The 23170-nt window shown below is 46.6% G+C and carries 16 protein-coding genes; 7 read left to right on the top strand and 9 right to left on the bottom strand.

Annotated features, from left to right (window positions below):
- Nucleotides 1-233: 233 nt before the first annotated feature.
- A complete protein-coding gene (locus QUA97_RS02240) occupies nt 234-1982 on the bottom strand; it encodes a hypothetical protein (protein WP_333192679.1) in 1749 nt (582 codons plus the stop codon).
- A gap of 800 nt (nt 1983-2782) precedes the next feature.
- Here QUA97_RS02240 and QUA97_RS02245 point away from each other — a divergent pair.
- Nucleotides 2783-3013 carry a hypothetical protein gene (locus tag QUA97_RS02245; protein ID WP_194070831.1) on the top strand — a complete coding sequence of 77 codons (231 nt, stop codon included), beginning with the start codon at nt 2783-2785 and terminating at the stop codon, nt 3011-3013.
- A 46-nt stretch (nt 3014-3059) separates the two neighbouring features.
- Nucleotides 3060-3275 carry a hypothetical protein gene (locus tag QUA97_RS02250; RefSeq protein WP_194070835.1) on the top strand — a complete coding sequence of 72 codons (216 nt, stop codon included), beginning with the start codon at nt 3060-3062 and terminating at the stop codon, nt 3273-3275.
- 254 nt (nt 3276-3529) lie between these two features.
- Here the strand turns inward: QUA97_RS02250 and QUA97_RS02255 are convergent, their stop codons facing one another.
- The 4 genes from QUA97_RS02255 to QUA97_RS02270 all read right to left on the bottom strand — a co-directional run bounded on the left by QUA97_RS02255 (nt 3530) and on the right by QUA97_RS02270 (nt 6576).
- Nucleotides 3530-3994: an MgtC/SapB family protein gene (locus QUA97_RS02255; RefSeq protein ID WP_194070830.1), complete on the bottom strand. Its 465-nt coding sequence runs from the start codon at nt 3992-3994 to the stop codon at nt 3530-3532.
- Between the two features lie 37 nt (nt 3995-4031).
- Nucleotides 4032-4688: a hypothetical protein gene (locus tag QUA97_RS02260; RefSeq protein WP_194070829.1), complete on the bottom strand. Its 657-nt coding sequence runs from the start codon at nt 4686-4688 to the stop codon at nt 4032-4034.
- Between the two features lie 326 nt (nt 4689-5014).
- Nucleotides 5015-5980: an N-acetylglucosamine kinase gene (locus QUA97_RS02265; protein ID WP_333192686.1), complete on the bottom strand. Its 966-nt coding sequence runs from the start codon at nt 5978-5980 to the stop codon at nt 5015-5017.
- A gap of 239 nt (nt 5981-6219) precedes the next feature.
- On the bottom strand, nt 6220-6576 hold the full coding sequence (locus QUA97_RS02270) for a zinc ribbon domain-containing protein (protein ID WP_194070827.1): 357 nt from the start codon (nt 6574-6576) through the stop codon (nt 6220-6222).
- 194 nt (nt 6577-6770) lie between these two features.
- On the opposite strand from QUA97_RS02270, the gene QUA97_RS02275 reads away from it, so the two are divergent.
- Nucleotides 6771-7097: a phasin family protein gene (locus QUA97_RS02275; protein WP_194009889.1), complete on the top strand. Its 327-nt coding sequence runs from the start codon at nt 6771-6773 to the stop codon at nt 7095-7097.
- 287 nt (nt 7098-7384) lie between these two features.
- The gene (locus tag QUA97_RS02280) at nt 7385-7972 is read left to right on the top strand and encodes an FKBP-type peptidyl-prolyl cis-trans isomerase (protein ID WP_194070826.1); all 588 of its coding nucleotides are present in this window, start codon (nt 7385-7387) and stop codon (nt 7970-7972) included.
- A gap of 433 nt (nt 7973-8405) precedes the next feature.
- On the opposite strand, the gene QUA97_RS02285 is transcribed toward QUA97_RS02280, so the two are convergent.
- The 4 genes from QUA97_RS02285 to gloB form a co-directional block, all read right to left on the bottom strand.
- A complete protein-coding gene (locus tag QUA97_RS02285; RefSeq protein ID WP_194068082.1) occupies nt 8406-11021 on the bottom strand; it encodes a replicative DNA helicase in 2616 nt (871 codons plus the stop codon).
- A 228-nt stretch (nt 11022-11249) separates the two neighbouring features.
- On the bottom strand, nt 11250-11708 hold the full coding sequence (gene rplI / locus QUA97_RS02290) for a 50S ribosomal protein L9 (protein WP_194009876.1): 459 nt from the start codon (nt 11706-11708) through the stop codon (nt 11250-11252).
- 289 nt (nt 11709-11997) lie between these two features.
- On the bottom strand, nt 11998-17094 hold the full coding sequence (locus tag QUA97_RS02295; RefSeq protein ID WP_333192694.1) for a PAS domain-containing protein: 5097 nt from the start codon (nt 17092-17094) through the stop codon (nt 11998-12000).
- A 346-nt stretch (nt 17095-17440) separates the two neighbouring features.
- Nucleotides 17441-18214 carry a hydroxyacylglutathione hydrolase gene (gene gloB / locus QUA97_RS02300; protein ID WP_333192697.1) on the bottom strand — a complete coding sequence of 258 codons (774 nt, stop codon included), beginning with the start codon at nt 18212-18214 and terminating at the stop codon, nt 17441-17443.
- A gap of 345 nt (nt 18215-18559) precedes the next feature.
- On the opposite strand from gloB, the gene QUA97_RS02305 reads away from it, so the two are divergent.
- The 3 genes from QUA97_RS02305 to QUA97_RS02315 all read left to right on the top strand — a co-directional run bounded on the left by QUA97_RS02305 (nt 18560) and on the right by QUA97_RS02315 (nt 23163).
- Complete coding sequence (locus QUA97_RS02305) at nt 18560-18763, top strand: hypothetical protein (protein WP_194009879.1); 204 nt, start codon at nt 18560-18562, stop codon at nt 18761-18763.
- Nucleotides 18764-19077: 314 nt separating this feature from the next.
- On the top strand, nt 19078-20079 hold the full coding sequence (gene galE, locus QUA97_RS02310) for a UDP-glucose 4-epimerase GalE (protein ID WP_333192701.1): 1002 nt from the start codon (nt 19078-19080) through the stop codon (nt 20077-20079).
- Between the two features lie 471 nt (nt 20080-20550).
- Nucleotides 20551-23163: a CHAT domain-containing protein gene (locus QUA97_RS02315; RefSeq protein WP_333192703.1), complete on the top strand. Its 2613-nt coding sequence runs from the start codon at nt 20551-20553 to the stop codon at nt 23161-23163.
- Nucleotides 23164-23170: the final 7 nt, after the last annotated feature.

The raw sequence follows: 23170 nt of genomic DNA on the forward strand, positions 1-23170 counted from the left end.
GCCAGAAACCGGGTTTCTATGACAAATTTCGGTTAGTACCAAAAATTTAGGAAGAAACCCGGTTTCTCAAATTCCTTAATTCTTGGGCGAGCCAGAAACCGGGTTTCTATGACAAATTTCGGTTAGTACCAAAAATTTAGGAAGAAACCCGGTTTCTCAAATTCCTTGGGCGGCAAGACAATAGTAAAAAACCGGGTTTCTCAAATTCCTTTGGCAACCAGGAACCTAAATTTTTACGCTTTCGGCTCAACCCAAACCGTCATGCCTTCAACCCTCAAACCTTTGCCGCGAGTGCCGCAATATTGACCGTTAGAAGTAACAGGAGTATCGCCCAGATTTTGAATGTGAGCGGTGTAAGATACATCGTACTTATCGGCTTGCGGCCCAGTCAGCCGCGCGGCAAATCCTTCAATGCGCTTGGCTTTCCCCCGGAAACCGGCCAGTTCCCCTTCCGAGATCCAAGGAGTATCACCAACTCCTTCAACGTGAGCCATGTACTCCAAATTTAAACCGGGAACCGGAGGCTCTATTTTAATTTCAAAACCTTCGACGCGGCGGCCTTGAGCTTTGGTACCGGCGTATTCTTTACCGCTAAAAGTGCGATCGCCAATTCCTTGAATGTGCGCCAACACTTTTAAACCCACAGCCGCCACAACTTGAGAATTCGCAGATGGCGCGATCCAAACTTTGATGCCTTCTATTCTCAAAGCTTTGCCGCGAGTTCCGCAATAATCGCCGTTGGAAGACACATCGGTGTCGCCGATATTTTGGATGTGAGCGCTATAAAATACGTCATACTTATCAGCTTGCGGCCCGCTCAACCGCACGGCAAATCCTTCAATTCGTTTCGCTTGACCCCGAAAACCAGCCAATTCTCCTTCGCCTATCCAAGGAGTATCGCCAACACCTTCGACGTGAGCCATGTACTCGACTTTTAAGCCGGAAATTGGTGGCTCGATATTAATTTGAAATCCTTCGACGCGCAGCCCGCGCGCTTTAGTACCGGCGTATTCTCCAGCACCGAAAGTTCGATCGCCAATTCCTTGAATGTGCGCCAAAACTTTCAATCCCAAACCGCCCTCTACAGGCGCTGGTTGAATCTCGCGAGGTGCCCCAAAAACAATGTTCCCAGAGCCTGTTTTTGGGAGGGATTTAGGTACTTCCACGCTAGGAACGATAATCACTTCGTGCATGGGGGCCGTCGCGGCGGGGGATTCCAAAATTTGGATTTGCGGTGCAACTGTAACTTGTTTCGGCGCCACATTTCCCGACGGGATGATAATCACTTCGGGTAGAGGTTCGGCGCCCATTTTTGGTTCGGTTGCTGTTTTAAGTACGGATTGGATTTTTGCAGGTTCTGCTTTTACTATCTGGACAACGGTTAATTTGCCTCTGGAAATGGCGACGGCTATTTGTTTGCCAAAAGCGGCGCTGACTGTTTCTTCGAGGATTACCCACTCTTCGTCGTTTAATTTGTCTTGCTGTTCCACTAGGGCTAGCACTGCTGCAACGGGGTGTTTGCCACTTACTAGGGATTCTGCGTCGGAATGCAGTTGAGTTGCGGTTGATTCGGAAATGGCGCGCTGGAGTTCGCGGGCTTTGCCATGCACTGATTGTAAGGGGGCGAAGTCGCTTTGTTCGCGGTGGGCGATCGCCAATACTCGATCGAGCACTTTCAAAGCTGCGTCGCGAATTTCTGCTTTACCTTCAGAAGCAGCAGCAGTCTCGACTAAGTTTTGAATATCTTTGAGGGAAGTAATTTCCCCAGGGGCGAGGGCGGATTTGTTGACTTGGAGAGCTTGTTTTTGGACCTCTGCAAAGTTGCGGCTGTAGCTGGCAATTTCTTGCATTAAGCTGTTAGAGGGAGGAAGCCCGGAGTCTTGCAGTTGTCTGGCTGCTTGGGAGAGTCGATCGGCTAAATTACCATAAGTTTCCGATAGTTGGGCTATCTGTTGTAACAAATCTTTATGTGTTGCTTCCATAGGTCTTGCAGTAAATATTTAACTTGCTGATTATAGACGTTGAGCGTCTTCTGAAGGTAGAAGGCTTCTGAAGGAAGAAGGAAGAAGTCCTTAGTCCTTAGTCCTTAGTCCTTAGTCATCAGTGCTGTTGCCTCCGAGCTTTCCGTACAACGTCATCAGTCCGAGGGAAGAAGTCCTTAGTCCTTAGTCCTTAGTCCTTAGTCATCAGTCATCAGTGCTGTTGCCTCCGAGCTTTCCGTACAACGTCATCAGTCCGAGGGAAGAAGTCATTAGTCCTTAGTCCTTAGTCCTTAGTCATCAGTCATCAGTGCTGTTGCCTCCGAGCTTTCCGTACAACGTCATCAGTCCGAGGGAAGAAGTCATTAGTCCTTAGTCCTTAGTCCTTAGTCATCAGTCATCAGTGCTGTTGCCTCCGAGCTTTCCGTACAACGTCATCAGTCCGAGGGAAGAAGTCATTAGTCCTTAGTCCTTAGTCCTTAGTCATCAGTCATCAGTGCTGTTGCCTCCGAGCTTTCCGTACAACGTCATCAGTCCGAGGGAAGAGGTCCGAGGGAAGAGGGAATATTTTCCGATCTCCCACCCTCGGCATCTCCCACCCTCGGCATCTTCCACCCTCGGCATCTCCTCCTCGCCCGAGTGATCCTCGTCACATCCGTGCAAACACTGAGTCACACTCTGCGAGTCAGGCTGTCACAGGCCACCCCTAAAAATGTCACACAAACCGAGCAATAGCCGTCACTGCGGAGTCAGTTAAAACCGTCGATACTGAGGATATTCAAGTAATCAAACCCAAAAATATTATGGTACTTATTCGCGACCTCGCCCAACAAGCTCTGACCCTAGGTTATTTAACTCTAGAATCTGAAAATCAACTGCGGCAGATGTTAACTACCACCAACTATGACTTGGAAGACTTAAATGCTTTTATGACTTTGCAACTAGCAGCCATGTCCGGTTTGGTGAAACAAGAGTCTCGCCTTGTAAAAGAATTGGAAATTTTTGGCGAGACAGCCACGGAAATTCCCTATTAATAATTAGTAGGTTTTTAATTATTTCAAATTTAGTAAGGAAATTTAAATTATGGTTATTCGTGAAGTTGTAAATCAAGCTATTGCCACGGGATATCTGAGTTGGGAAGCCGAAAATCAAATGCAGGATATTTTTGCCTCGGCGAAGTGCGATTTGGAAGATTTAAATGCTTTTATGAGCTTGCAGTTAGCCGCGATGGCTGGTCGCGTAAGGCAAGAGTCTTTGGAATCGATAAATTCGCCGAATCTTTCGGAACAAAATTAATCATTTTGATTCGTTTCTGGGGCGATCTCAATATCTATTGGCGTTTAGGGAAACTTTAAATAATAATTCAATCTACCCGGATTATTGTCTAGTAATTCTAATATTATTGCTTGCTGTGAATTTAATCTGGATTAATTTATTAAACATTAATGATGTAAAACCTTGAGAGGTCGGGTGGGAACACCGCACCTTATCGTCATAAGTAGCACGTCTAATTTACCTCAATATTAATTATATAAAACCTTCGCGATCGACTATTTCCGACTCGGAGGCTCTAAATTTTTTATAACTCTCAGAACAAACAGCGACATAAAAGCACCAATTAATGCTAGTTGCCACAACCCACATCCTGCCGCACTTCCTAAAGCTGCTGATAACCAAATAGCGGCGGCAGACGTGAGCCCGTGAACTTTTGGTTTGCCGATTTCCTGCCGAGATTCGCGCAGGATTTCCCCGCCCCCCAAAAATCCTATCCCCGCAGCAATGCCTTGAATTACGCGCTCTACAGCATCTCGTCCGTTTTCATTTTTACCTATTGCCAGCGGTATTAAAACAAACATTGCAGCACCCATACTTACTAACATATGAGTCCTCAATCCCGCTGGTTTGTTTTTGAGTTGGCGCTCCCATCCAATCATTCCGCCCACGAACATGGCCAGACACAACCTCAACAGTATGCCCAGCCAATTATCGGGAGACCACAAGTTATCGATCGACAATGTTTTACTGCAAATAATTAATCGCGAGATTCCAATACTACCGCAGCACGATGTCCGATCGCAATCTCACTGCCAAATCTTGCTCCGGGCGAATCACGATCACGTCAACGCTGCGCCGCCCCAACAATACTCCGGCTAATGCACCGATTCCAGCACCGCCCAATACTTCTTCAGTGGCGATCGCCTTGTCGCCGGTAATGCCTGCTAGGGCTGCTGCTGCTGCTGCGCCCAATGCTGCACCTTGCGCGACTGAACCTGTTCCAGCACCTTTTTGAATTTTTTCGGTTCTGGTAATAATTCCCGAATAGCCATCAATCCGATAGCGTTGGCGGCGGCTGACAATTAACTCGCTCGCAACAAATTGACTACCCCTTTGATTGCCCCTTTTGACAGGTCGCAATTCCCCGACAATCTGGCTGCCTGCGGGGATTGATACTCTGCCTTGAGCCGTGCGGATATCTCGCGCTACTGTTAATGTTAAGGGTGAAGTTTCATCGGTGGTGACAACAATTTTGTTTTTTTCATAGCTAACTGGAATGACACTGCCCGCTGGAATTCGGATGCTATCAAATTGTGAAATTCGTTGTTGAGCTGAGGCGGGCGCTGCTACTACCAGCGGCGCGCTGGTTCCAAGTGTAATGCCCAGTGCGAGGATTGCTGCTGTTGCCGATCGCAATTTTTGAGAAGTAATCATATATTTTGTCTCCTTCTTTCGGTTTTGTTTTACTTAGGAACGCACTACTGCTAAATTTGTTTCTAGTTTTGCATTCATTTGATGTTTTCATTATGGCAGGCGAAAATTAGATAAGTTGGGAAGATAAGGTAGATAATCAAGAATTTTCACATTTTGCCAAATTGAGAAATCGACCGGACTGGGGCGATCGGGAAGATAAGGAAGATAAACAGTCTGCGATCGCAAAACCTCTACAGATAGGATGCGTCCTATAAATATTGCGTCAAGCCATTTTTTGCCTTAGTCATGAAGATGAAGTCCTAGCAGGAAGCACTCTCTCAACGATATTAATGGTTGAGTGAGTTTAAGGCTAACAACGCTGCACCGAAAGCTGGTTCGTATCGGGGCGAAATTAGCTGAGCTTTTGGCGCGATCGCACCTATGGCAGTTTCAAACCGACCCCGAAAATTTGCATCACCGCCCCACACACCTCCCACCGTCACAATTTCAAATTCTTCTGCGGGCTTAAATAGCGCTGAAATGGCTATTTTTGTTGAAAATGTTAATTTTGCCACAGCATTGTCAATAATGCCGTCAGCGACGCGATCGCCCTCTGCTGCGGCTCGATCGACAATCGGCGCTAAAGCCGCAATTTCTTTCACTCCCCAACCGCGCCGGTAAACAACTTCCACCAATTCTTCTAGGTTATTTAAGCCTAAATGCCCTTGAAATTTTTCCGCCAGCGCGGTAACGTCTCCTCGTCCGTCATAGAACTTCAAAGCAGCTTGCAAACCTCCAACAGCGATGTCATATCCGCTGCCTTCATCGCCTAAAATATATCCCCAACCGCCGACTCGTTTAGTTTCCCCTTGACGGTTTTGCCCGAAAACAATCGAACCAGTTCCTGCAATAACCGCGATACCAACTGGATGGCCAGTACCGCCAACCAGTGCGATCGCGCAATCGCTGCAAATTACGATATTTCGCGGCAAGAGCGATCGAGTTACGGGTAAAGTATTCGCCAACTCCAAATTTTGCACTACAAATTGCACTATTTCAATATCTTTGGCACGCCCCACGCCTGCTAGTCCCAGACAAATTGCTTCTATCTTCAGATTGATATTTGGATCGATGTTCGCGGAACAAACTGCTCGCTCGATCGCCAATTGAATCGATTCTTTTGCTTGCTCAATTCCCAGCGTTTGATAATTTGAAGGCCCTGCTTCCCCGCGTCCCAAAACAACGTTGTTTTCGTCCATTAAAACGCAAATAGTTTTAGTGCCGCCGCCGTCTATGCCGAATACGTAAGTCATGGCAAAATTTTTAATTTGTCTTGTATGTTGTCAACTAATATCTTGACGGATGGGACACAATGCGGATGTGCTGGCGTGCATCTAATTTGTACAGTAATTTTTATTTAAAGTATTGTGGTCTCGCCAGCCTAAAAATCTCGTGCAAGATGGGCGAAAGCTTATCGCCAAGCGAGCGGGGACGCTCCCCAGACGTTAAAATAATACTTTTTGCATTTTTTGAGATGCTCCCTACAATTCTTTCAAACAGACAGGGCAACGCTAATAATAATTAAACCAAATAAAGCCAACCAAATAAGATTGCGCTGACACCAATTTTTGATGGATTGCGGCAGGCCGCCGCTGATGTAACGGCTCGTCTGCGGCACTAGCGGCTCGGCTTTGTCGTGATAAAGCGTGCATTCTTTTGCCAAGGGACGCTGCGGGTAGTTGCAGGTGTCGTCTTCGTGGTAAATACAGGTTGTACACAGAAATTCTGCCGATGGCGATCGATAAAGGGGGATACCCGGATGACCGAAAGCTTTGAGAGGGATTTTGCACTGCGGACAGGCGATGGCTCGCGCGTCTACAGGTTTGTGACAGCGGGGGCAATCAGGCATTGAGGACTCGGTGATAGGGTAATGTTGTCGGTAAGCTCATTAGCGGGTTTTCCGAACGCCATCAGGCGGCTGAATGCTCCAAAATAGAAAGGTAGGTCAGCGCTGATGTAACTTAAATTGTACAGATGGTTTCGCAGCGACAGCAGGCGACCTGAGCCGATCGGCTATTTTGTGCCAAACAGTAGGAAAAATCTATGGATAACAATAGCAACTTACTCAAACAACTGGTGATGCTGGGCATTGGTACTACCTCCTTGGTGGCGGAGAAATTGCAGGAAGTCAGCGAGCAATGGGTTAAAGATGGCAAAATCAACCCCGAGCAAGCCAAAACTTTTGTCGATGACATGACAGAGCACCTGAAGTCGGAGCAGGGAAGTTGGGATGCTCAGTTCCAGCGCCAACTGCGGAATATTCTGCAAGATATGGGCGTTCCCCGACAGTCGGAAATGGATGAGTTGCGCGGCAGGCTCGATCGTCTCGAACGTCAGATGCGCGATTTAGAAAACCGTAACTGGCGCTGAGCGCGATCCTTTTCTGCAAGTTTCGCCCTCGCGGGCGATCGCGCGCTTGCTGCTATCTTGTGATAAAATTGTCACCCGAACGCAGAAGGCTCAATCAGGCACTTATGTAGAAAGCAGAAGCTAGAATTAAAAACATTCTGACTTCAAAGTTTCTTTTGCGTTTAAAATTAACTGGCATCCGCCATTTTTGGCGGAAAAGTTCAGATAAAATTTTGTAGTTCTTGTTGTACAAGATGTCTTAGATATCTGAGATATCGCGGTTACAAAAAGTATCAGGAGGATTAATTTTGCAAGGAATTCTGGTCAGCTTGGGGGTAATGCTGGTTTGCTTTGTGTTTTTGATAGTTGCTCAAATGAGCGGTTATGTGCCCAAAGCAGTTGCCTCCGAAGTGAATAATCCTTTAACCGATGCTGCGCTTGAGATCCTCTCAGCGAAGTCTTTTACTGAAGATAGCTTGCTCGTAGCTGATGCTAATTTACCGGAGGAACCAGCTACTATCGCTGGCAATAACATGACTGATAATACTGAGAAAACTGTCACCACAGCTTCAGGTTTGAAATATGTTGAATTGAAAGAAGGTGATGGGGCGACTCCAAAAACCGGGCAGACGGTTGTGGTACACTACACTGGAACTTTGGAGGATGGCACGAAGTTTGATAGTTCGCGCGATCGCAATTCTCCATTTCAGTTCAAAATTGGTGTAGGCCAAGTAATTAAGGGTTGGGATGAAGGTGTAGGTACAATGAAAGTTGGAGAACGCCGCAAGTTGATTATTCCCCCTGAATTAGGTTATGGTGCTCGCGGTGCGGGCGGGGTGATTCCTCCTAATGCTACGCTGATTTTTGATGTGGAATTATTAAAAATTGCTGGCTAGGTAGCTCAACCTAACTAAGTGTTAAACTTTTACGCTGTTTAGAAACCCGGTTTTTTTATTAAGAAACCGGGTTTCTGCGTAAGTCTTAGTTCATTTAAGTAAATCGACCTAATTAAACGTAAAATACGGATCGCGAAAAAGCTTGCTGTGTGTTCCTTCTTCCTTCTTCCTTCTTCCTGATGACGTTGGACGGAAAGCTCGGGGGACAGCACTAATGACTAATGACTAATGACTAATGACTAATGACTAATGACTTATGACTAATGACTAATGACTAATGACTTATGACTAATGACTTATGACTAATGACTAATGACTAATGACTAATGACTAATGACTTATGACTTATGACTTATGACTAATGACTAATGACTAATGACTTATGACTTATGACTTATGACTAATGACTAATGACTAATGACTTCTTGGCTTCTTAAGAGCGCTTTGGAGATGCTAGATTGCGGAATGAGGTAAATTGGGCATCGAATAAAAGTTTGATGATGCCTGTGGGGCCGTTTCGGTGTTTGGTGATGATGACTTCGGCAATTCCGCGATCGGGCGAATCGGGGTTGTAATATTCATCTCGGTAAAGCATAATGACTAAATCGGCGTCCTGCTCGATACTATTATGAGCGTACAATCCTTGTGTAGCAAAGTTTTTAACTTTATCTACCGTTAGATCGTAAACCATTTCTTCGCCGATGAAATCTATCTTTTTTATTTTATCCCAATAGATATCGCTAGCAGCAATTTTCAGAATTTCTTCAGATTCTAGAAGATTAGCTAACTGCATAGCTCGTTCTCTACTGATATCACATTGATAGGAACTGTCGCCACAATAGCGCACGCCCAAACCTGCTTTAATTTGTTTAGTTGTTAAACCCAAACGTTCTCTGGCAATATTAACTTGGGTTCGCCAAACTTGGTTGGGAATTAAATCTCGGTTGGTATTAGCCCGTCCAGAATTTTCTAGATATATTTTGAGGGCGAATAAACTTTCTTGTTTATAATTGCCAACCGCACCAATCCCATATACAAATTTTTCTAGACATTGCTTCCCGCCCACCCATACTTGATATTGAGTTCGTCCTTTGTTTCCTTGGGAAACGGATTTCAAAGATGCATTAATATTCAATTTTAATAATAACGATCGAACTCCCCGCGCTAGTCTTTCGCTACTAGATCCATAGTAAACACTGGGATAGTGGGAATTGTCTTTACTCGTGCGGATACAACCATCAGTTGCCCATAGGTGTCGAAGGAAAAGAGCGATCGATTCTTGCGGTTGGGTAAATACTAAACTGGGAATAAATTTTTCATGGGAACGTAAACCAAAGATTTCTAATTGTTCGAGCCATTTAGTAATCTGATTTTTAATATTGGGAGCTAGACGATAACTAGCGGGGAGATAAACTTGATACCAATCGCGTTCGCGTTTAATGCGGGGATTAATTTGATCGCCAAATACTTCTCTAGCCAAATGTGCAACTAATTCAGCTAAATCTAATTCTCGCGTCGTGTACTGAATGGTATGTCGGGGCAAAGTACAACCATCACCAATTAAATGTCCTAGTAAAGCTAATTCAGCATTACCCATCGTCTGCACTTCAGTACAAGGAATTGATCGAGGTGTAGCAATCCGATCGCCTATTTTTAATTCATCTAAACGCTTCCAACCATCTGATGTAAAGAACTTATGATTGCCGGTTGCTGTAATCGAATTTCCCAAGCAAGTTGTCATCTCCCAGACTGGCTTGACTCCCGTACAAAAAGCATTAGTCACAATCGCTTTTTCCTGTTTCAGGGTATCTGAATTTAATCCCCAAACAGCAAAGCCAGATTTGCCGACTAAATCGCGAATTGGGACTTCTAATCCACTATCCGCCAGCGTAACTAAACTATCACCTGTTAAGCAGCCACTTTCGCGTAAATCAGACATCATCGGCCGCTTATTTGTCCTTGCTTCTACACTGCGACTCAACTGAGACAAAGCAATAATCGGCACGTTGAGCTCGCGGGCTAAACCTTTGAGGCTTCTAGTAATTCGAGATAATTCTTGGACGCGGTTGTCGCTGCTACCTTCCATTAATTGCAGGTAATCTAGCAAAATCAATCCTAGAGCTCCGCCTTGTTCCGCTTGGAGGCGGCGGACTTTCGATCGAATCTCCATCACGGTAATATTGGGAGTATCGTCAATAAACAATGGCAGTTCTGATAAGTTGCCAATGGCTGTACTAATTGGTTCCCATTCGTTTTGACTGATTCTGCCCGATCGCAACCTGTTACTTTCTATTTTGGCTTCACTGGACAAGATACGCTGCACTAGCTGTTCTTTCGACATTTCTAAGCTAAAAACGGCAACCGGCAATTTTTGCTGTCCAGCAGCGATGTGGTGGGCGATGTTGGTACAGAAAGCCGTTTTGCCCATTGCTGGCCTAGCCGCAACGATGATTAAATCCGATCGCTGAAAGCCACCTGTCATGGCATCTAAATCATAAAAACCGCAGGGAATACCGGGAAGTGTCAGGCCTTCATTGCGATTTTCTAAGTCTTGAAATGTTTGGTTTAGGGTTTCGCCGATGGATACTAAATCCTGTTGCGGGCGGTCTTGAGTGATGCCAAAAACTTCTTGTTCGGCGCGGTCTAATACTGTTTCTAGCGGTGCTGCTGTCTCGTAACCTAATTGTACTATGTTGTTGCCAGCTTCGATCAATCGGCGGCGCTGATATTTGTCTTCAACTAGGGCTGCATATTGGTCGATGTTGACTGCTGAAACTGTGCGATCGACTAATTGTGCTAATTTAGTGAGTCCTCCGACTTGTTCTAACTGGTTGCGATCTGTCAACCAAGTTGTCACCGTCATTAAATCTGTCGGTTGGCCTTGCAAAAATAGCCCTAATGCCGATCGATAAATGACTTGATGAGCGGTGATGGCAAAAAACTCCGGTCGCAGAAGTTCGGCAATTCGAGAAATCGCTTCGGGGTCAATTAAAATCCCGCCTAAAATTGCTTCTTCTGCCTCTATATTTGTCGGCATCAAATCGCTCATTAGTCAATAGTCCTCAGTCATTAGTCATTAGTCATTAGTCATTAGTCATTAGTCATTAGTCATTGGTCATTGGTCATTGGTCATTGGTTGCGATTTATTAGTCTTCAGTTTTCAACCTGCAAGTTAGCATTCCTCAGTCTTTCGTTAGCTGTACTCAGTTCTTAGCTAATGACTAATGACTGATGACTGATGACTAATAACTAATGACTGATGACTGATGACTCTTAATTACATCGGGACAACTTGAATATTAACTTCGGCGGTAACTTCCGCGTGAAGTTTGATTTCAGCTTTGTATGTACCAGTGCCCCGAATTTCGGGTAGGGTGATGCCGCGCCGATCGACTTCTTGACTGGTAGAGTTGAAAATCAGTTCTGCTACTTCTTGGTTGGTGACAGTACCAAAAATCGCGTCTCCTTCGCCGACTTGCTTGGAGATGATGAAAGGCCCGGCTGCTTCCAAGGCGGTTTTGCGGACTTCAGCTTGCTGCTTGAGTTCTAACTGGCGCAGTCTTTCTTCTTCACGGCGGCGCTCTGCTTGCTTGAGAATGCCCGGAGTGGCTCTAAATCCCATTCCTTGGGGTACTAGGTAGTTGCGGGCGTAGCCTGGGGCTACTTCTACTACGTCGCCAGCTTTGCCGAGTTTGCTGACATCTTTGTTTAATACTAATTGGACGCGCTTGGCCATGATCGTTGCTTGTGGGGTTTTAATTGCAACTTTCTATAATAGCGAAGTTTGAAGGGCGATCGCAAGGGAGAAGAAAGAAGTCATTAGTCATTAGTCATTAGTCATTAGTCATGTTTTGCTGTCCCCCCCCGAGCTTTCCGTCCAACGTCATCAGGAAGAGGAATGAGATATCATTCATTTTTGGCGGGTTCATCCGTCTCAAGGGAAGGTTGTTAAGGCATTGGAGAGGACTCAAGTCCTCACTGCGAAGCTGATTGAGCAAGGACTGAAGTCCGAACGATCGAACCTGTTATGGATTTTTTAGCTTTTGGCTCATCAATCGCCCTACAGCGGCCAATAACTCACTCGGATCGATGGGCTTAGATAAATGTTGGTCAAATCCGGCTTGCAAAATTTGGCGCTCGTTCGCTTCTCCAGCATAGGCCGTTAGGGCGATCGCCACCAAATCTCGATACTCTGGCGCAAGCTGAGTGCGGATGTGACGGATCAGCATATATCCGTCCATCTGCGGCATTCCGATGTCGCTGACGAGCAAATCCGGTGCAGTTTGGGCGATCGACAGCAGCGCCTCAGCAGCAGAAGACAGCGCAATCACCTTTGCACCCCCTTGGCCGAGGACAAAGGCGACAAAATCCCGCGAGTCGAGCTCATCATCTACCACCAAAATTCTCAATCCCGAGAGCGGGAAAGATGAAATATCGCAACTACCAGACGAATTGACCGCTTCTAACCGCTGCGCTCTAGAATCATCATTTAATAGCGGTAATCTCACCGTAAACGTCGCTCCTTGACCTTCTCCAGCGCTTTCTACAAATACCGTCCCGCCGTGCAGTTCGATCAGTTGGCGGACGATCGCCAATCCCAATCCCAAACCCCCAAATTTGCGAGTAGTCGCGCCGTCTTCTTGTCGGAAATGCTCGAAAACATAGGGCAAGAAATCGGGAATAATACCTTTACCCGTGTCGGCGACTTGAATTTCCACTTCTTCGCGACCGACTTGCGCTAATCTAACTTCAACTCTACCGCCTTCTGGCGTAAATTTTACCGCATTCGATAACAAATTCCACACAACTTGCTGCAAGCGACTTGTATCGCCGAGAACGAGTCCGACATCGGGATTTAAGATTGTTTCGATTTGAATTTTTTTAGCTTCGGCTGCTAATTGCACCGTTTCCAAAGCAGACAAAATAATGATTTCCACATTCACCGGAGCCACAGTCAATCTGAGCTTCCCTTGCAGAATTCGAGATACATCTAGCAAGTCTTCGATTAATTGAGATTGCAGTCTGGCGTTGCGCTCGATTGTCTCCAACGCTTTGGCTGTTTGAGTCGCGCTCAGCTTCCCTGCTAGCAGCAGTTGCGACCAGCCTAAAATCGGATTTAGGGGCGATCGCAACTCGTGAGAAAGTACCGCCAGAAACTCGTCTTTAATCCGGTTAGCTCGCTCGGCTTCCGCGCGGGCAGTTTGTTCCAATTGCAGAACCATATCGCGCTCGATTTCTACTTTTTTGCCCTCTGTCATATCGATCGCAGAGCCAATAAAACCTTCAAATTGTCCGCTTTCAGTAAATCGGGGAGCCGCCGCATCCAGCGCCCAAGAATATCCGCCATCCGGGCGCCCCACGCGAAATTCCATGCGATAAGGTTCCTGGCGTTCGTTGGCCATCAAAAATGCGTTTTTGGCCTGTTCTCGGTCTTCTGGATGCAAAGCATTTATCCAACCAAATCCTAAACCTGTTTCTTGAGTTTGACCGGTGAATTCATACCAGCTTTCGCTGAGGAAAGTGCAGTAACCTGTGGAGTCTGTTACCCAGACCATAAAAGGAGTGTTGTTAGCCATATTGCGGAATCGTTCTTCGCTTTCTTGCAACGCTGCTTCTGATTGTTTGCGTTCTGTAATGTCGCGACAGACAATCACTCCACCTTGGATTGCGTTGCTAGTATCAACCACCGGATAACCGCTGATACTGATCCAGCGACTTTCGCCATCTTGGTGGCCGATAAATACTTCTACATCATTGACATATTCGCCTTTGATTGCTCTGACCAGGGGTAGTTCATCGTTGGGAAATAGGGTTTTTTTGTCTGGCAAAAATACTCCGTAGGTGCTCGACCATTCCTCCCAGGATTTTTCATTCGATAGCTCACCGAATATTCCCGCGGCTGCTCGGTTAAACAGCACAAACTCTCCTTGTTGGTTGGCAAGAATTAAACCGTCACCAATGCTGTCAATAATTACTTGCAATAACTTTGTTTGTTCTTGCAGCTCGACTTCTGCTAGCTTGCGATTTGTGATCTCGTTGGAGATGCCGATCAAGCCGATGACTTCTCCGGCTTCGTTGCGGTAGGGAGCTTTGGTTCCCAGAAATGTCCGAATGCCGTCGGGAGATTCTTCGACGACTGCGGTTTTGCCGGATTCCATGATACGCAGATCGTTTTCGGTGACTTCAGCTCCGAGTTCTGCTATTGGGTATAAATCGCGATCGCGCCAGCCAATTACTTCACCAGCAGTTTTTCCCAGCGCCTCTAGGGTAGCTGGATTGGCATAAATAATCCGTCCTTCTCGATCTTTGACAAAAATTGGTGTGGGCGCTGACTCGTTAATCACATTCAAAATCGCATTTTTTTGTCGCAGTTCTTCTTCTGTACGTTTGCGATCGGTAATATCGCTCCAATAAGCCGTCAATCCTCCGGCGGCTGGATAGGCGCTGACTTCTACATACACTTGAAGTGAAGGCGAAAATTCTTCAAACTTGACAGAAACTTGCTCGTTAACAACTCGATGAAATTCTTGATATACTCTCGAATTGGATTCTTTCTCGGCGGGGAACATCTCCCAGATCGATCGACCTAACAAGTCGTTTCTCGATCGCGCCAGCAATTTTTCCGCAGTGGCATTAACGTAGGTATAGCGCCATTGCGAATCGAAGGCGATAAAAGCATCGGTAATACTTTCGATAATATTGCTGACTTGCTGTTTGGCCTCGGCGATGGCGAGTTCAGCGTTTTTGCGATCGGTGATTACTTCCGAAAAAATTATGATCCCGCCAATCTCACCGCTGTTGGTGCGCCAAGGGTGAATTTCCCAGCGCACCCAGTCCATCGAGCCATCAGCGCGGGGAAACGGTTCTTCTGGGCAGATTTCGACTGCTCCCGCCAGACAGCGCTGGTGGATTTGTTTCCAACGATCGGGTAAATCTGGCAAGATATCGTAATGCGATCGGCCGATAATGTTTTGAGTACCGAGTCCGTAATTAGCCAGCCAGCGATCGCTCACCAGCATATAGCACATCTGGCGGTCAAACATCGCCACCCCCACAGGCGAATGTTTGACAAACAGCCGCAACTTGCTGTAGTGTTCGCGCAGAAGATTTTCCGCCTGTTTGCGATCGCTGATTTCTTTGAAAAGTATGCCGATTTTTCGGCTCTGCGGCTCAGGAGTGCGGAACGCCGAAACCTCAAACCAGCGGTTCATGGCTTCGGAGCCGTGTTCAAAGCGCAGCGGTTCCCCTGTCAGCGCGACTTTCCCGTACATCTCAAACCAATAATTTTCGAGGTCTGGGAGCAGCTCGCGCGCAGTTTTCCCCACAGCTTCTACGAGTCCAGTTTGTTTCTCGAAGGCAGGATTGACTTCCAAAAAGCGGTAGTCGATCGGCTTTTGGTTGTCGTCAAACAGCATTTCGATGACGCAAAAACCTTCGTCTAGGGACTCAAATAAAGTGCGGTAGCGTTCCTCAGAGTCGCGCAAAGCAGCAAGAGCTCGTTTGCGATCGCTAATATCCACAAACGTCGCCACACAGCCGCGAACTGCGCCCTCCTCGTCAAATAACGGCACCGCATTCACCAACCAATCTAATGTCACCCCGTCCGATCGCACCATTTGAATTTCCACATCCCGCACTTCGGCACCCGAAGCTGCTGCCCGCTGCATGATTCCCAGTTCTTCTGGTGGAAGTTCCTGTGGGTTGCTCAGTTGTCTAAAGGGCAGGAGTTCGGCTTGCTCTCCGGTTGCAGAAACATTGGCATCCGGCACTGTAAACATCGACTGAGCAAACCTGTTAGCGCGAATTGCTTTACAATGCGGGTCGTCGGCGATCGCAATCCCGACAGGTACAGCATCAAATATTGATTGCAGTTCATTAACTCTTCGCTCTAATTCTTGGTTGAGCCGTTGAATTTCTTTTTTGGAAGCTTTGCGATCGGTAATTTCTAGCACCGTTCCATTCACGCCCAGCAAGCGATCGTCCTGGGCCGAGAGCGGATAGAGACTCAACAGCCAAACCCGATCTTCTCCCGGCTGTGCTGCATTTTTCCCGCGAACTTCGATCTGCGCGATCGGAATTTTAGTTTCAATAACTTGTCTGTAAAGCGGCTCTAAATCATCTGCCATTTCTGGTAAGATTTCGCGCAATGTTTTACCGATGTGGGCGGCGGCGGTCATGCCGTTAATTTCTGCTAGGCGATCGTTAATGCGGACAAATCGCAAGTCGGTATCGATAAAGCAAAGTCCGATCGGCGCGCTAGCATAAATCGCCTCAATTTCTGCAAGTTGTTGCCGCGCAGTTTGGGCTTGTTTAATAAAAGCAGCCCGAGCCGCTTTCTGCTCGGTGACATCTTGAAAATAAACCGCAACTCCTGAGGCGATCGGATAAGCTCGTACTGCATACCAAGCATTGAGCGGCTCATAAAAAGATTCAAAACTAACCGTAACTTGCTCTCTGGCGCAGCGCAGGTATTCCTGCTCGAACAAACTGCCTGCAGAGCCTGGAAATTCTTCCCAAACGCTGTTACCAATCAGCTCTTGCGGGAGTCGATTTAGCCACTGCGCCGCTTGAGAATTGAGGTAGGTAAATCGCCAGTCTCGATCCAAAGCAAAGAACCCGTCGGAAATACTTTCGAGGGTGTCTGAAAGTTGTGGTGCAAGGGTGTCAGATACTAATTCCGGTTGAGGTTGAGCAATTTCGCTGAAGGTTGTAACTACTGCGTAGGGAGTCGTTCCATCTCCCTGAAATAAAGGTTGAGAATTGAGATTCAACCAAATCAATTCTCCCTGCGGTTGATAAAAGCCCATAATAACATTTGAGCTTGGCTGCCCGGTTGAAAGCGCCACCATCGGCGGGTGAATCTCGCCGGGAAAATCCGAGCCATCTTGACGCACAGTCTGCCACGGACAGTTGATCGAAGAGTTGCCCTGCATTTGTTGTGCTGTCATCCCCAACAGTTTTTCGGCGATCGGATTGCACCCCTGAATGCTGCCGTCTGCCAATTGCAAAACCATGCCTATATCTGTTGGTAAAGGCGCGCCCGGGTAAAGCGCGTTGTTAGAATGCGTTGAAACACAGGGGTCGATGTGCCGTTGAGGTTCAGTATTGCCTAGATTTTTCATCGATTTCTAACAACGGTTGGAGTTTTGGCTAAGCCAATCGCGATCGTTAAATAATTATACGGAAATCATTCCTAGGAAGTTTTACTTTAAACAGGGTTACAATTCAAACTTAAGAGGGATGTCGATCGCCCTGCTGGAATGTTGATATCGCCACAATTTATTGTATCGCACAGTCCCTGAGCTTAACCAGTTGCCGCTACAGAGCAAAGGCCAAAGGTAGTTTTCTGGCTGTTTCAAAGGAGGGGTAAGCCCGATCGGTTTTCCTGGTGGCTGCATATTATCAACGGCTGTGGCTCGTTACAAACATTTGATGTGATGCAGGTATGTAAGGCTGACTTTGCTATTGTCAAAATCGGTCTTTCATGGCGCGCAATTGAGCGAAGGTTTGGACGGGCTCGCGGGTGTTGGCGGCCCATTGGAGGTTGGGAAAATCCCAGCGCAAAAATGGGTTGGTCTTTTTCTCGATGCCGATCGAGGATGGTATGGTAGGTTGCGATCGGCTGCGTGCTTTTTTAACTTCGGCTAAGCGCTGCTGCAGATCGGGATTGTCGCCATCTACGCCGATCGCAAATTGCAAATTTTGCAGCGTGTATTCGTGGGCGCACCAAACTCTGGTACTGTCCGGCAAGTTTCGTAATTGTTCTAGAGAAGCTAGCATTTGAGCGGGAGTGCCTTCTTTCAGTCTGCCGCAGCCTCCAGCGAATAAAGTGTCCCCACAGAACAATTCACCCGTTTCGCCTTGGTTGCGCGCGGGGAAATAGTAGGCTATGTGAGCTTTTGTGTGGCCTGGTACGAAGAAGACTTCGGCGGTTCGGCCGGCAAATTCTACTCGATCGCCCGCTTGCAAAAACACTTGCTGTCCGGGAATTCTGCCTCTATCTTGTGCGCCGCCGTAAACTTTAATTTGCCGAAAGCGATCGATCAGTTGCTGGTTGCCGCCTATATGGTCGTTGTGGTGGTGCGTGTTGAAAATTGCTGTTAATTCGGCTCCGAGCCAGATCAGTTGCTGCAAGACCGGTTCTGCTCGGGCTGGATCGACGACTGCTGCTGTCTGGCGATCGGGGTCGTGCAGCAAGAAAATGTAATTGTCCGACAGTACCGGGATTCGATAGACCTGCATAGAAAATTACCTCTGGATAAAAATTATTATAGAATCAAATTTAGTGCGATCGCACTTCCGACGCAGGGTTATTTCAGAATTATCGACTCCCCGCATCTATCTTTGGGAGTAGAACCTAGATCTTGTGTCCGCTCGATTAACCGCAGGCGCGACGGGTTCTTCGTACCGAAGAGTCCGCAGAATTTTACGGAATGCGAGTCCGTACTGCGAACCATTTTTGTTATCGTAATCGAGCGGACATGATATGATACATTATTTCTGCTGTTCCACAAATCGATTTGCATCATTTCTGAGTTAAGAATTGCCAGCATCTTTAACTATTCTGACATAAAGGCGATCGAATAAATGCGAACATCTCCCAACAAATCGAACTTGACAATTTCTCAAATGGTCGATCGGATTGTAGCGTCTGGCAAAATCGCTCGCCGCGAACATTTAGTTTTGACTTCCACTATCCTATCTGATGATAAAATTTCTGAAGAAGACCGGCACCAAATCAATCGCATCTTTGATTATATTCAAATTGGCCGCCTTAAGTTTATCGATTAAATTTTTTAGTTGACAGTTGACAGTTGACAGTTGATAGTTGCAGTAGTTAATGCCGATCCCCCTAGCCCCCCTTAAAAAGGCTACGGTGTACACACATCTCTGTGTAGAACCAAAATCCTCGGATATCCCTTGCAGCATCCCCCTTAAAAAGGGGGAAGAGAATTCTCAAAATCCTTAAAAATGGGGAACCAGAAAATTATGAAAGTCCCCCTTCTTAAGGGGAAATTTAGGGAAATATCAAAAAAAAGCAGACTTAACCCAACCCTAAAACAATACAATAGACTATCCAACTACAAAAAACAAAGCAGAATAAAATGAGTACAAAAAAACCAACAATTTTGGTAACAGGTGGAGCTGGATATATTGGCTCTCACGCAGTATTAGCACTGAAAAAAGCTGGTTACGACGTGATAATTTTGGACAATTTAGCTTACGGACACCAAGATTTAGTAGACCGGGTTTTGCAAGTAAAATTGGTAGTGGGCGATACGAAGGATCGCCCTTTGCTCGACAACCTGTTCGCCACTCACGAAATTGCAGCAGTAATGCACTTTTCAGCCTATGCTTACGTGGGCGAATCTGTTACCGATCCAGCTAAATATTACCGCAACAACGTCATCGGCACAATTACACTTTTAGAAGCAATGATCGCTGCGGGAGTAAAAAAATTTGTGTTTTCTTCAACCTGCGCGACTTACGGCGTACCGCATAAAATTCCCATCGCAGAAGACCACCCACAAAATCCGATAAATCCCTACGGCGCTACTAAGTTAATGGTAGAACGAATTTTGTCCGATTTTGATGTTGCGTACAATTTTAAATCAGTTTGTTTCCGCTATTTTAACGCGGCTGGGGCAGATCCAAACGGGTTGTTAGGAGAAGATCACAATCCAGAAACCCACCTGATTCCGTTGGTGTTGTTTGCTGCTTTGGGTAAGCGGGATTCGATCGCAATTTTTGGCACAGATTACGATACTCCAGACGGTAGTTGCATTCGCGATTACATTCATGTTAACGATTTGGCATCGGCTCACATTTTAGGATTAGAATATTTGTTAAATGACGGCAAATCTGATTTCTTTAATTTGGGAAATGGTGGCGGATTTTCGGTAAAAGAAGTGATACAAACGGCTCGCGAAGTGACTGGAAAAGAGATTAAAGCGGTTGAGTGCGATCGCCGTCCGGGAGACCCAGCAGCCTTGGTTGGTAGCAGCGAAAAAGCTATCAAAATTTTGGGTTGGTGTCCAGAATATCCCGAAATTAAGGATATTTTAATTCACGCTTGGCAGTGGCATCAAAAACGACACTCCACTTAGTAAGCTGTTGCTCCTATAGATTGTGTATGGCAATTGAGGGGGAGAGGGTGAGAGAATTTGACAATTTTTGATTGTCATCAAAATCTACAATTTTTATTTGCACAACAGGTTATTTAGGGTGCTGAAAACCAGAGAAACTCTGGCGCGAGATACAAGGTAAACTGGAAAGAATCGAGGGCGACAGCTTCCACGGAGTTAAGAAAATGTTTTTTGGTAAGCCGGAAATGCTGCCGCCAGCTCGTTAATAAGAGGAAAAGGAAAGAGTAGGCTTGAGTTGCGTAAATATTGGATTGATGGGTTAACCGCAGATGTCAAGCGGATACACACAGATTGACGCAGATAATTCAATAATTGAAAGTGAATTAGTGCCAGATGTCTAGTGGATGATCCAAACCATATTTGATGATATGACTTACGTGTAGAAAACTCCCATCAGCGTGCTGGTGGAATTACCCAGCTTGAATTATATATATGAAGTTTGCCCGATCGCTCCGAAAAGCAATTCTGTTATTTCTGATCTCCTGTCTGCTATCCGTTGCAATTCCTGCCGCAGTTGCTCAGATTCAGTCACCGCCTGCTGTGCAGCTTGTCCGACAAGCTCGCACTCTGTGGGAAGAAAAACGTTTTTCCGAAGCTGTACCGCTCTTGCAGCAAGCGGCGGTACAGTTTGAGAAAACAGGCGAAAATCTCCCTCTCGCCACAGCCTTGAGCAATTTAGCTGCAACCTACGGGCAGTTAGCACTTTGGGAACAAGCAGAACAGGCCGTGAATTCGAGTTTGTCGGTGGTGCAAACCGAACCCAAAACTGCCGAACAGCAGCGGATTTTGGCTGAAACTCTCAACATTCAAGGACAGTTGCAACTCGAACGGGGACAGACTCAAAATGCGATCGATAACTTCGACTCAAGCGCTAAAATATTCGAGCAAATCGATCGCAAAAACCAACTTTTTCAAGTTCAAATCAATCAAAGTCGGGCTTGGGAAACTCTCGGACTTTACCCAAGAGCTTGCAAAATTTTGTTAACTTCCTTGATGTTGGAAAACCAAACTTGTGCAGTTTCGACTGCAGATTTGGCAACTTTAAAAAATCAGCCTGTTTCTGCCGAAAAAGTCCGGGCAGTTCATGCTTTAGGGCGGGTGATGCGGGTTTTGGGACAACTGGAAAACTCCCAAAATTTGCTATTAGAGGCACTGACAGCAGCCCAAAAATTAGGTATCAAACAAGATGAAGCGGCAATTTATCTCAATCTGGGAAATACGGCGCGGGCGAAAAGTAATAAACCGGGTTTGAGCACCCGACAGCAGGCTGACTTGGAAGCCTCGGCTCTAGAATATTACGATCGCTCGGCGGCAATTACAGTCGAAACGCCTCTACAAATTCAGGCGCAGTTGAACAAATTAAGTCTGTTGGTCGATCGCAAAAACTGGTCGGAAGCAGAGGTTTTGTGGCGTTCCGTCGAACCTCAAACCGCTCAATTGGGTTCAAATCGTGCGGGACTTTACGCTCAAATTAACCTAGCTCAAAGCTTGATGAAATTAGCTCAGTCGCCTGCAAAAACTTTGAGCTTAAGCGATGTTGACAAAATGCTAGAACGCTCAGCAGCACCGGCAAATAGTTTGGGCGACAAACGCATACAAGCTTACATTCTGGCAGCTAGGGGCAAACTTTCGGAATTGCAGCAGCAGCACCAGCAGGCGGAAAGTTTGACAAATCAGGCTTTGAGTTTGGCGCCAGTGTTTGAATCTCCCGATATTGCCTATCAATTATTGTGGCAACTCGGGCGGATTAGGAAAGCTCAGGGAAACACAGAAGGGGCGATCGCCCAATATACTCAAGCTGTAAATGTATTGTCTTCTCTGCGGGGCGATTTGGTGACAGTGAATCCCGAAGTACAATTTTCGTTTCGGGAAAGTGCCGAACCGGTTTATCGAGAATTAGTCGGACTGCTTTTGGCAGAGGAATCTCCGAGTCAAGCTAAATTGAAACTGGCGCGCCAAACGGTGGAATCTTTGCAGTTGGCAGAATTGGATAACTTTTTTCGGGATGCTTGCGCTGATGCTAAACCACAGTCGATCGAGCAAATCGATCCTGCTGCGGCGGTGATTTATCCAATTATTTTGAGCGATCGTTTGGAGGTAATTTTATCAATTCCCGGCAAACCCCTGCGCCGCTACACTACCAATAAGTCTCAAGCCGAGTTAGAAACAGCCTTCAGACTAGCCAAAAATACGATCCGGCCTGCTGCGTTTCCCCGCGACAGGTTGCCCGCCGTCCAACAGGTTTACGACTGGTTAATTCGCCCCGCAGAGGCTGATTTGACTGCCAGCGGAATTAAAACTCTGGTATTTGTGCTCGACGGTTATTTGCGAAATCTGCCGATGGCGGTGCTGCACGACGGCGAAAAGTTTTTGCTAGAAAAGTACAGTATTGCTTTGGCACCGGGACTGCAATTGCTGACACCCAAACCTCTGAGCCAAGTTAAGTTGAGAGTGCTCGCCGCTGCCCTCTCAGAAGCGCGTCAAGGCTTCTCGGCTTTGCCGGGGGTGAAACGAGAAATTCAACAAATTTCTGCTCAGATTCCCGCTACTGACCTGCTGAATGAAGATTTTGTTAGCGGGCGGTTGCGCGATAAAATTAAATCTTTGTCTTACCCGATCGTCCATTTGGCAACTCACGGTCAGTTTAGCTCGAATGCGGCGGATACTTTTATTGTGACTTGGGATGAGAAAGTGAATGTCAAGGAGTTCGATCGACTGCTGCGATCGCGCACTGGGGATAACCAACAGCCGATCGAGCTTTTAGTGTTGAGTGCTTGCGAAACAGCTTCGGGCGACAATCGCGCGGCTTTGGGTTTGGCCGGGGCGGCAATTCGATCGGGTGCCCGGAGCACAGTCGCCACGCTTTGGCAAGTCAACGACGAATCTACTGCTATCTTTATGACTGAGTTTTATCGGCAGCTTGCTGCTTCTAAAACCACCAAAGCTGAAGCCCTCCGCAACGCTCAATTAACCTTGTTGCAAAACCAAGAATATAAAAATCCCTACTACTGGGCTGCTTTCATACTCGTGGGGAATTGGCAATAATGTGAAC

Origin of the sequence: Microcoleus sp. CZ3-B2 (assembly GCF_036705055.1) — a bacterium.
Taxonomy (GTDB): Bacteria; Cyanobacteriota; Cyanobacteriia; order Cyanobacteriales; family Microcoleaceae; genus Microcoleus.